Source organism: Aquabacterium sp. A7-Y (genome assembly GCF_026153205.1).
Lineage (GTDB): Bacteria > Pseudomonadota > Gammaproteobacteria > Burkholderiales > Burkholderiaceae_C > Caldimonas.
Genome location: NZ_JAPFBW010000042.1, coordinates 41,408 through 51,336, shown reverse-complemented (window position 1 = coordinate 51,336; position 9,929 = coordinate 41,408). Strand labels below are relative to the sequence as shown.

10 protein-coding genes are annotated in these 9,929 nt (G+C 67.6%); 3 read left to right on the top strand and 7 right to left on the bottom strand.

Features of this window, described 5'->3' with window-relative positions; genetic code table 11:
* Positions 1-107 precede the first annotated feature (107 nt).
* The gene (locus OOT46_RS27205) at positions 108-2,828 is read left to right on the top strand and encodes a M16 family metallopeptidase (protein ID WP_265406767.1); all 2,721 of its coding nucleotides are present in this window, start codon (positions 108-110) and stop codon (positions 2,826-2,828) included.
* Positions 2,829-2,871: 43 nt separating this feature from the next.
* On the opposite strand, the gene OOT46_RS27200 is transcribed toward OOT46_RS27205, so the two are convergent.
* Positions 2,872-4,062, bottom strand: a complete 1,191-nt coding sequence (locus OOT46_RS27200) for a GNAT family N-acetyltransferase (RefSeq protein ID WP_265406766.1) — start codon at positions 4,060-4,062, stop codon at positions 2,872-2,874.
* Positions 4,063-4,064: 2 nt separating this feature from the next.
* On the opposite strand from OOT46_RS27200, the gene OOT46_RS27195 reads away from it, so the two are divergent.
* Positions 4,065-5,762, top strand: coding sequence for an NAD+ synthase (locus tag OOT46_RS27195; RefSeq protein WP_265406765.1), 1,698 nt, complete (start codon positions 4,065-4,067; stop codon positions 5,760-5,762).
* Between the two features lie 129 nt (positions 5,763-5,891).
* On the top strand, positions 5,892-6,230 hold the full coding sequence (locus OOT46_RS27190) for a P-II family nitrogen regulator (RefSeq protein ID WP_251777985.1): 339 nt from the start codon (positions 5,892-5,894) through the stop codon (positions 6,228-6,230).
* Between the two features lie 66 nt (positions 6,231-6,296).
* Here OOT46_RS27190 and OOT46_RS27185 read toward each other — a convergent pair whose 3' ends face one another.
* The 6 genes from OOT46_RS27185 to OOT46_RS27160 are packed head-to-tail and all read right to left on the bottom strand — an operon-like array spanning position 6,297 to position 9,724.
* On the bottom strand, positions 6,297-6,884 hold the full coding sequence (locus OOT46_RS27185; protein WP_265406764.1) for a TIGR00730 family Rossman fold protein: 588 nt from the start codon (positions 6,882-6,884) through the stop codon (positions 6,297-6,299).
* Between the two features lie 37 nt (positions 6,885-6,921).
* Positions 6,922-7,323, bottom strand: a complete 402-nt coding sequence (locus OOT46_RS27180; protein ID WP_265406763.1) for a diacylglycerol kinase — start codon at positions 7,321-7,323, stop codon at positions 6,922-6,924.
* Positions 7,324-7,327: 4 nt separating this feature from the next.
* Positions 7,328-7,885: an RDD family protein gene (locus OOT46_RS27175; RefSeq protein ID WP_265406762.1), complete on the bottom strand. Its 558-nt coding sequence runs from the start codon at positions 7,883-7,885 to the stop codon at positions 7,328-7,330.
* Positions 7,882-8,712 carry a DUF3106 domain-containing protein gene (locus OOT46_RS27170; protein ID WP_265406761.1) on the bottom strand — a complete coding sequence of 277 codons (831 nt, stop codon included), beginning with the start codon at positions 8,710-8,712 and terminating at the stop codon, positions 7,882-7,884. Before OOT46_RS27170 ends, OOT46_RS27175 begins: the two co-directional genes overlap by 4 nt.
* A complete protein-coding gene (locus OOT46_RS27165) occupies positions 8,709-9,161 on the bottom strand; it encodes a DUF3619 family protein (RefSeq protein ID WP_265406760.1) in 453 nt (150 codons plus the stop codon). Before OOT46_RS27165 ends, OOT46_RS27170 begins: the two co-directional genes overlap by 4 nt.
* Positions 9,158-9,724: an RNA polymerase sigma factor gene (locus OOT46_RS27160; RefSeq protein WP_265406759.1), complete on the bottom strand. Its 567-nt coding sequence runs from the start codon at positions 9,722-9,724 to the stop codon at positions 9,158-9,160. The genes OOT46_RS27165 and OOT46_RS27160 overlap by 4 nt, the downstream gene beginning before the upstream one ends.
* Positions 9,725-9,929: the final 205 nt, after the last annotated feature.

Genomic DNA, 9,929 nt, shown 5'->3' with positions numbered 1-9,929 from the left:
GCTTGTTTTCAGGCTGCCGGCCGGCGCTTATCGTTGCTCGGTCATCCGGTGACGGAACGCGAAGTGGGCAAATCCGGTCAGAATGCACACATCGAAAAGGAGTCTTCATGCTTCGACATCTGATCCTTGCGTTCTGTCTGCCCGTCGTTCCTGCGCTCGCTGCCGCGGCCCCTTCCAAACTGCCCGTGGGCGTCTCGCATGTCGTCACGGTGGAGGGAATCGAGGAGTACCGGCTGGCGAACGGCCTTCAGGTGCTGCTGGTACCGGACGAATCCAAGCCCACCACCACGGTCAACATGACCTACCGGGTCGGCTCGCACCAGGAAAGCTACGGCGAAACCGGCATGGCCCACCTGCTGGAGCACCTGCTTTTCAAGGGCACGCCCAAGCATCCCAATGTCTGGGCCGAATTCACCAAACGGGGGCTGCGGGCGAATGGCTCGACCTGGCTGGATCGGACCAATTACTTCGCCAGCTTCTCAAGCAACGAAGAGAATCTGAAGTGGTACCTCGGCTGGCAGGCCGATGCGATGGTGAACAGCAACATCGCGAAGCGCGATCTCGATACCGAGATGACGGTGGTGCGCAACGAAATGGAAATGGGGGAGAACAGTCCGAGCCGCATCCTTTTCGAAAAAGGCCTGGCCACGATGTACCAGTGGCACAACTACGGCAAGAGCACCATAGGAGCACGCAGCGACGTCGAGAACGTCGACATTGCTCGCCTCCAGAACTTCTATCGCACCTATTATCAGCCGGACAACGCCACGCTGATCGTGGCGGGCCGCTTCGACCCGCCGCGCACCCTGGGCTGGATCGCGCAGTCTTTCGGCAAGATCCCCGCACCGAAGCGCCGCCTGCCTCCGCTCTACACGCTGGATCCCGTGCAGGACGGCGAGCGCAATGTCACGCTGCGCCGTGTCGGCGGCGTGCCGATGACCTATGCGATGTACCACGTGCCGCCCGGCCCGCATCCCGACTTTGCGGCGATCAACGTGCTCGACGTCATCATGGCAGACGCGCCGTCAGGGCGGCTGCACAAGAAGCTGGTGGACGGCCAGCTGGCCGCCGCTGTCTTTGCCTTCTCCCAGGAGCTGTCCGATCCCGGCTTCTCCGTCTTCGGCGCCCAGCTCGCGCCCGGTCAAGACCTCGGCAAGGCCCAGGAGGCGATGCTGCAGACCTTGGAGTCGGTGGCCAAGGAACCCATCACCGAGGAAGAGCTCAAGCGCGCCAGGCTGAAATGGATCAAGGACTGGGACCTCGCGTTTTCCGACCCCGAACGTGTCGGCGTTGCCCTCTCGGAAGCGATCGCCGCGGGTGACTGGCGCCTCTTTTTCCTCACCCGCGACCGGGTGCGCAAGTTGACCGTTGAACAGGTGCAACGCGCTGCTTCGGCCTATCTGCTGCCGTCCAACCGCACGCTGGCCAGCTATGTGCCGACCGAGCAGCCAGTGCGCGCACCGACGCCGCAGCGTGTCGACGTCGCGGCGATGTTGCGCGGGTACACGGGCGACCCCGCGGTCAAGCAGGCCGAAGCCTTCGATGCAACGCCGGCCAACATCGAAACCCGGACGCAGCGTTTCGGGCTGAAGAGCGGACTGCAGGCGGCCGTACTGCCCAAGGGCACGCGGGGCGGTGTCGTCTCGGCCCAGCTGAACCTGCGCCTCGGCAGCGAGGCGAGCCTCAAGGGACAGTCCATCGTCGGTCAGGTGGTGGCGGCGATGCTGGACAAGGGCACCGCCACGCTGTCGCGCCAGCAGGTACAGGACAAGCTCGACGAGTTGCAGTCGGAAGTCGCCGTCCAGGGCGGAGCCACCGGCGTGACAGTGATGATGCGCACCCGCCGGGAACACCTGCCCGCCTTGCTGACCCTGGTCGGCCAGATGCTGCGCGAGCCGAGCTTCCCGGCCGACGCTTTCGAGGAGGTTCGGCGCCAGGCGCTGTCCGAGCTGGAGTCGGAGCGCAAGGACCCGGACACCATCGTCAACCGTGAGCTGGACCGGCGCTTCAACCCCTATCCCGTCGAGGACGTGCGCTATGTGCCCACCTTCGACGAACAGCGCGTGGCGCTGGAGCAGCTCCAACTCGACGCGCTGCGCGGTTTCCATCAGCGCTTTTACGGCGCGGCCCAGGCCCAGTTCGCTGCGGTCGGTGACCTGGATGTGGCGCAGGTGCGCCAGGCGCTGGAGGCGAGCTTCGGCAACTGGTTCGCTCCGGAGGCGCACAAGCGGGTGCCGCATCCGCTGGTCCAGGTGAAGCCCGAGCGGCTGAGCTTCAGCACGCCCGACCGCCAGAACGCCTACCTGCGCGTCAGCCTGGCGCTGCCGATCGCCGAACTGCACGCCGATCATGCCGCGCTGATGCTGGCCAACTACCTGCTGGGGCAGGGCGGCAACTCGCGGCTCTGGGCTCGCGTGCGCGAGGCTGAAGGCTTGTCCTACGACGTGCGCTCGGGTGTGCAGTTCAATGCCTGGGAGCCTAACTCGCTATGGAACGCTACCGCCATCTTCGCCCCGCAGAACCTGGCCAAGGTCGAGAACGCGGTGCGCGAGGAGATCGCGCGCGCCTTGAAAGACGGCTTCACTGCGGCCGAACTGGAGCAGGGGCGCCAGGGGCTGTTGAGCTTCCGCTACCTCTCGCGTGCCCAGGACCGCAATCTCGCCGCGACACTGGCGGAGAACCTGTATCTGGGGCGCAACTTCACGGTCGCCCAGCAGCTCGATGACGCCTTGAAGCGGGTCACGCTTGCCGAGGTGAACGCCGCGTTGCGCAAGTACCTCAAGCCCGAGAGTTTCGTGATCGGCGTCGGGGGCGATTTCAAGCCCTGAGGCGGACGAGGGCAATCCTGACGGCACGCCTAGGCGGGCGCCCTCACGGTTCGCCCGCCTTGAACGGGTTGCGCTCCCGCAACTCGTCGACATAGGCCTCCACCCCGGAACGCTCGCGCTCCAGGAAACGCGCCACCGCATCGGCGAAAGCCGGGTGGCTGAGCCGGTGCGCCGACCAGGTCTGGATCGGCAGCAGGCCGCGCGCCATCTTGTGCTCGCCCTGTGCACCGCCTTCGAAGCCGTGCCAGCCCTGGGCGATGCACCACTCCAGCGGCTGGTAGTAGCAGGCTTCGAAGTGCAGGCAGGGCACCTGCTCGACACAGCCCCAGTAGCGGCCATAGGCGCGCCGGCGCTCGGCATCCACCGCGACCAGCGAACTGGCCAGCCGCTTCGAGCCGCGACGCGCGACGAACAGCAGCCAGTGCTCCGGCATCGTCTGTGCCATGAGCCGGAAAAACTCGCGCGTCAGATAGGGGGAGGAGTGGTGAGCGCGATAGGTCGAGCCGTAGCAGCGGTAGAAGAAATCCCAGTCGTCCTCGCCGATCTCGCCGCCCCGCCGGACATCGAACACGATGCCCGCCTCGGCCACCCGCCGACGCTCCTGCTGGATCTTCTTGCGCTTCTCGCGCTGCAGTTGTGCGAGAAAGTCCTGGAAGTCGACGAAGGGCTGCACGGCCCGGTTCTCCCAGTGGAACTGCACCGTGCTGCGCAGCATCCAGCCAGCCGCCTGCAGCTCGGCGCGCTCGACCTCGTCGATGAACAGCAGGTGGACCGAGGACACGCCGCTGTCGTCGGCCAGTTGCTCCACGGCTCCCAGCAGGACGGCGCGTGCTTCAGCATCCACCGCGAGCAGCCGGGGCCCGGGCACCGGCGTGAAGGGCACGGCATCGAGCAGCTTGGGGTAGTAGGCCAGTCCGTGCTGCTCGTACGCGTTCGCCCAGGCCCAGTCGAAAACGTACTCCCCGTAGGAGTGGCTCTTCAGGTAAAGCGGGCAAACCGCCACCATCCGGCCAGCGCGCCAGACCGAGATGAAATGCGGTGCCCAGCCGGTGTCCGGCGTCGCGCTGCCCGAGCGGTGCAGGGCATCGAAGTAGGCATGGCGGGTGAAGGGGCCGGCCTGGGGCGAGCTGGCCGCCAGCGTGTCCCACGCGTCCCGGTCCAGGCTTGCGGGATCGTCATGAAGGCGGATGACATAATCATTCGCGCCCCTCTTCTCGTGCAACTTGTTGTCCATCGATGTCAGCTCTACACCCGGTGAAAGTGGCCGTGGCGCAGTTCAATGCGACCGTCGGCGACCTGGAAGCGAACGTCCGCAAACTTGTCCAAATGGCGCACGAGGCGTATGCCCAAGGTGCACGCGTCGTGCTGACGCCCGAGCTGTCGCTGTGCGGCTATCCGGCCGAAGACTTGCTGCTGCGGCCGGCCTTCATGCAGGCCAACGAGCAGGCCCTGCGCGACTGCGCGGCGCAGCTCGCTGACTTGCCGGGCCTTCACGTGGTCGTCGGTCATCCCCAGTCCTCCGATGAGTCCGGCGATCTTAGGACCAAGTCCCTGAGCGTGCAGCGCAGCTTCAATGCTGCCTCCGTGCTGACAGGGGGACGCGTGCTGGCGACCTATGCCAAGCGCGAGTTGCCCAACTACCAGGTCTTCGATGAGCGCCGCTACTTCGCCTCCGGCCGCGACGCGGGACACCCGCCGGTGGTGTTCGAGGTCGAGGGCCTGCGTTTCGGCATCAACATCTGTGAGGACGCGTGGTTCGAAGAGCCCGTGGATGCGGCGAAGCAGGCCGGCGCTCAGGTGCTGCTGGTGCTCAATGCCTCGCCGTTTCACCTCGGCAAGGTGCATGAACGCGAGGCGCGCATGGCCGAGTGCGCCCGGCGTGCCGGCATGCCGCTGGTGTACGCCCACCTGGTGGGCGGCCAGGACGAAATCGTCTTCGACGGCGCGTCCTTCGCGGTGAACGCCGACGGCAGTCTCGCGGCCCGCGCGCCGCTGTTCGAGGAGGCGCTGCTGATGCTCGAACTCACCCCTGCCACGGCGGCCGGAGCGCTCGCCCCGGTGCCCGAGATCGAGGCGCAGGCCTGGTCGGCGCTGGTCACCGGCGTGCGGGACTACATCGGCAAGAACGGCTTCCCCGGCGCCCTCATCGGCCTGTCCGGAGGCATCGACTCGGCGCTGGTGCTGGCCGTCGCGGTCGACGCCCTGGGGGCCGAGCGGGTCCGGACGGTGATGATGCCTTCGCCCTACACGGCCGACATCTCCTGGATCGACGCGCGTGACATGGCCGGGCGCCTGGGCGTGCGCTACGACGAGATCCCCATCGCGCCCATCTTCGAGAGCTTCCGTGCCGGGCTCGCCACCGAGTTCGCGGGCCTGGCCGAGGACGCGACCGAAGAGAACATCCAGGCCCGCATCCGCGGCACGCTGCTGATGGCCTTGTCCAACAAACACGGCGCGATCGTGCTGACCACCGGCAACAAGAGCGAGATGGCGACCGGCTACTGCACCCTCTACGGCGACATGGCCGGGGGCTTCGCGGTGCTGAAGGACGTCGCCAAGACCCTGGTCTACCGCTTGGCCGAATGGAAGAACCGCCAGCCCACACGTTGTGCCGACGGCAGCATGGGCCCCGTGATCCCCGAGCGCATCATCACGCGGCCGCCATCGGCCGAGTTGCGCCCCGACCAGACCGACCAGGACAGCCTGCCGCCCTACGAGGTGCTCGACGCCATCATGCAGCGCTACATGGAGGAGGACCAGGGCATCGAGGAGATCGTCGCGGCCGGTTTTTCGACCGCCGATGTCGAACGTGTCACCCGGCTGCTCAAGATCAACGAATACAAACGCCGGCAGGCGCCGGTCGGCATACGCATCACCCACCGCGCCTTCGGACGTGACTGGCGCTACCCGATCACGTCGAAGTTCCGGGCCTGAGTCGCGGGCGGTGTGAGCGGCCCGACATGAGCCGGTCGGCCTGCGGCGACTTGCGGCATTGACTGCAGTTTTCGGCGCCGAAGGCCCTAAACTACGGCCAATTCCCTGTCTCGACCTTACGGAGCTCCCATGAAGCAGATCACCGCCATCATCAAACCCTTCAAGCTGGAAGAAGTGCGTGAGGCCCTGGCCGAGGTGGGCGTGACCGGCCTGACGGTGACCGAGGTCAAGGGTTTCGGCCGCCAGAAGGGCCACACCGAGCTCTACCGCGGTGCCGAGTACGTGGTCGACTTCCTGCCCAAGGTGAAGGTCGAAGTGGTCGTCAAGGACGACGACGTCGAACGCTGCATCGAAGCGGTCGTCAAGGCCGCCAAGACCGGCAAGATCGGCGACGGCAAGATTTTCGTCACTGCGGTGGAGCAGGTGGTGCGGATCCGCACCGGGGAAACCGACGAAGCCGCCGTCTGAGCCGGCCGCCGACCAGACAGCCCGCTCGAGCGGGCTTTTTTATGGCTGCAAGCCGCTGCCCGGGGCTCAGATCCGCGCGTAGTCGTCCGGCGCGGTGGCGCGCTGTGCCAATTGGACCAGGCGGTCGAGCAGCGGCACGGCTTGCCCCTCCACCTGCAGCAGCTCGTGCTGTGCCGGCGGCACGAAACCCTGCTCGACGGTGCGATCCAGGAATGCCAGCAGCGGGTCGTAATAGCCCTCGGTGTTGAGCAGGCCGACCGGCTTGTCGTGGTAGCCCAGCTGGCGCCAGGTCCAGACCTCGAACAGCTCCTCGAAGGTGCCGATGCCGCCCGCCAGCGCGACGAAGGCGTCGGCCCGCTCCGCCATCATCTGCTTGCGCTGGTGCATGGTCTGCACGATGTGCAGCTCGGTCAGGCCGCGGTGTCCCAGTTCGCGGTCCAGCAGGGCCTGCGGGATGACGCCCACCGCGGTCCCGCCGGCGGCCAGCACCGCATCGGCCACCACCCCCATCAGGCCGGCGCGACCGCCGCCATAGACCAGCCGCCAGCCCCGGCGGCCGATCTCGGTGCCGACCTCGCGCGCCGCCTCTTCATAGACCGGCAAGGCTCCCGGGCGGGAGCCGCAATAGACACAGAGGGAAAAAACATCGTTCATGCCGTCATCTTCGCACGGCGGCAGCGACGCGCCAGTGTCAGGCGGCCAGCCGTGCCCAGAGGGCACCCAGCCACACGCCGGAGCACAGCAACACGGCCAGCAGCACGGCCGCGCTGCCCATGTCCTTGGCCCGCTTGGACAGCTCGTGCAACTCCAGCGAGACCCGGTCGATGGCCGCTTCGACGGCCGAATTGAGCAGCTCGACAATCAGCACCAGCATCACCGAGCCTGCCAGCAGGGCCACCTCGACCCAGCTGCGGCCGAGCCAGAAGGCCAGCGGCAGCATCACGGCGGCCAGCCTGGTTTCCAGGCGGAAGGCGCTTTCGCCGTAGGCGGCCACCAGGCCTTCGATGGAGTAGCGGGTCGCGTGCAGCAGCCGCGCCAGGCCGGTGCGCCGCTTCTGGGGATGCGGCGCGAGGCCGAGGGGAGGAGTCGACACGTTTTCAGGCTTTCGTGGCCGCGCGGCGCTTGCCGCCGCCGATGGAAGGCTGGCAGGCGACCAGTTCGGTCCCGCACAGGGCGTCATGCCAGTACTGGCGCCGCGGGTGCAGCAGGCTCAGCGCGGCATACAGCAGCACCCAGCCCGCCATCAGTCCGAACACCTGGCCCTTGCCCTGCCAGCCGAGCAAGGCGACCGCGGCGGTGGAGGGCAGGAACCACACCCAGCTCGCCAGGAAGCGGGCCAGCGCACGCAGCGTCCCGACCGGCTCGCCGGCACGCGTCAGCAGGCGGATGTGCCAGGTTTTCATCGCCAAGGTCTGGCCGCCGTGCGACCAGAACCAGACGAAGTACAGCCCGAGCAGGACAAACATGAAGGCCTGCAACTCGTGGCGCATCTGCAAGGCATGGCGCTGCTGAACCAGGGGCGAAAAGAGCAGGCCGCCGAGCATCACCACGCCGAAAAGCAGCACGCCCTCGTACACGAAACAGGCCAGCCGGCGGCGCAGCTGGGGCGACGGCCGGCTGTCAGCGCCAGGCGCAGCAGACGCGACGGCACTCATTTATGGCGGCGCGCGGGCAGCTGTTCGGCGCTCGCCGCGACGCCTTGCGGACCGACACGCGGCAGCAAGGTCGCCGAATCAACGAACTGAGGGGTGGCGGCGATCTTGGGCATGCCTGCTTGCTGGTGCCACGGCGGGGCCGGGCGTTTGGTGATGGAGGTGGTGGTCGCCCCGGGACGGGCTTGCCGCATGGTCGGCGACGGCGGGGCGCCGGCCGTCACCCGGGGCGCTTGAGGCGCCGCGCCGGGACGCATCGAACCCGGCGATTGTGCCTGCATGCCGGAGGCGAGCGGCGCGGTCCGGGCGGCTGCCTTGCCCGAGGCCGGGCTCGGGGCTCGCGCCGCCTGACGCGCCAGTTTGCGCCGCTCTTCCTCGCTGAGGGCCTGGTAGGCGGCCCAGCGGTCGCGGCGTTCCTGCGGCGAGACGTCCTTGGCGTCGCTGTAGTTGATCCGCGCGGTGCGCCGCTCCTGGGGCGACAGCCGCACCCAGGCGCTCATGCGTTCCTGCAGACGTTGCTTTTCGTCGGCCGACATGCTGGGGAAACGCGTCGCGATGGCGAGCCACTTGCGCTTGCGCGGTTCATCGATGCCGGCCCATTCACGCCGCAGGGGCTCGAGCGCCGCCTGCTGGCTGGGGCTGAGCTCGCTCCAGGCCGGACCGCCTCGGGCGGCCACGGCCGGTGCAGCGATGGTCCCGCCTTGTTGTGCCTGCGCAGGCGGGGCCGCCAGTGCCGCGCTGGCGAGAATGAAGCAAGCAGTCGCTCCCGCCAGCAGTCCGGCGGCGCCACGACGAGGCGCAGGGCGGTGCGGCGGCCGCGTCAGGCTCATGGCTGGCGGGCTTTCAGGAACTCGGCGAAACCCGGGTCGGCATAAGCATCGGGCGGCAGGTCGTCGGCCAGCAGGGCCGAGTCGATCTCGGCGGCGTCCTCGGCCTGGCGCTGCTCGTGCAGCCGCTCGATGAAAAACAGCCCTGCCAGCAGCAGCGCCACTGGCAGCAGCGAAGCGAGCGACCACCACCAGGAGCTGCCCGACCGCCGGCCCATGCCACTGGCCAGCGCAGCGCTGCTTCCCGCGCCGACCACCACCGGCTCGGCGGCTGTTTCCGGGCCGCGCTTGCGGCGTGCCAGCGCCTGCTCACGGGCGAAGCGCAAGCGCTCGCTCAGGTCGGCCGGCAGTTCCTCGGCGGTTTCGGACAGGCGGCCGGCAATGCGCAGCCCGAGGCGGGCTTCGAGGGCTTCGCGTTCAGCAGCGTGCAGTGCGGTGTGGTGGTTGTTCATGGCGCAATTCCCTTTGCCTTGAGGGCGCGAGCCAAGGCAGCGACGGCTCTCGAGCAGTGTGTTTTCACGCTGCCCTCCGAGCAGCCCATGACAGCGGCCGTCTCGGAAACATCGAGCTCCTCCCAGTAACGCATCAAAAAGGCTTCGCGTTGACGTGTCGGCAGCCGGCCGACCTCGACCTCGATCGCTTGCAGGATCTGGGCCCGCGCGACCGAGTCGGCCGCGCTTTCGGTGCCGGCGGAATGATCCAGGGATTCCAGCGTCTCCAGCAGGTCGAACTCGGCCTCGGGGTCGGCGCTGTCGTTGCTGTGGAAGCTGGTCATCACGGCGCTGCGCACCTTCTGCCGCCGGAACCAGTCGGTGGTGGCGTTCGAGAGGATGCGCTGAAACAGCAAGGGCAGCTCGGCCGCGTTGCGGTCGCCGTATTTTTCGGTGAGGCGGATCATCGCGTCCTGCACGATGTCGAGCGCCGCGTCAGTGTCCCGCACGGCGTAGACGGTACGTTTGAAGGCCCGCTTGTCGACGCTCTTGAGGAATTCGGTGAGTTCTTGTTCGCTGGCCAAGGGCAGGAGCAGTGGAGGTGCTACCGGGAAGAAGACCGAAAAATTATCTCATCGACAAGAAACTTGCCCGCCGCGCGCGGCGCGGCGCAGCAACAATGCTACGAAATGCCATAATGCTGCCTTGCACAACAGACGGGTCTCGACTTGGACGCCCGACCCGGGCCTCCCTGTTGATGACTGCGCAGCCTCCGAATCCGCCTCACAA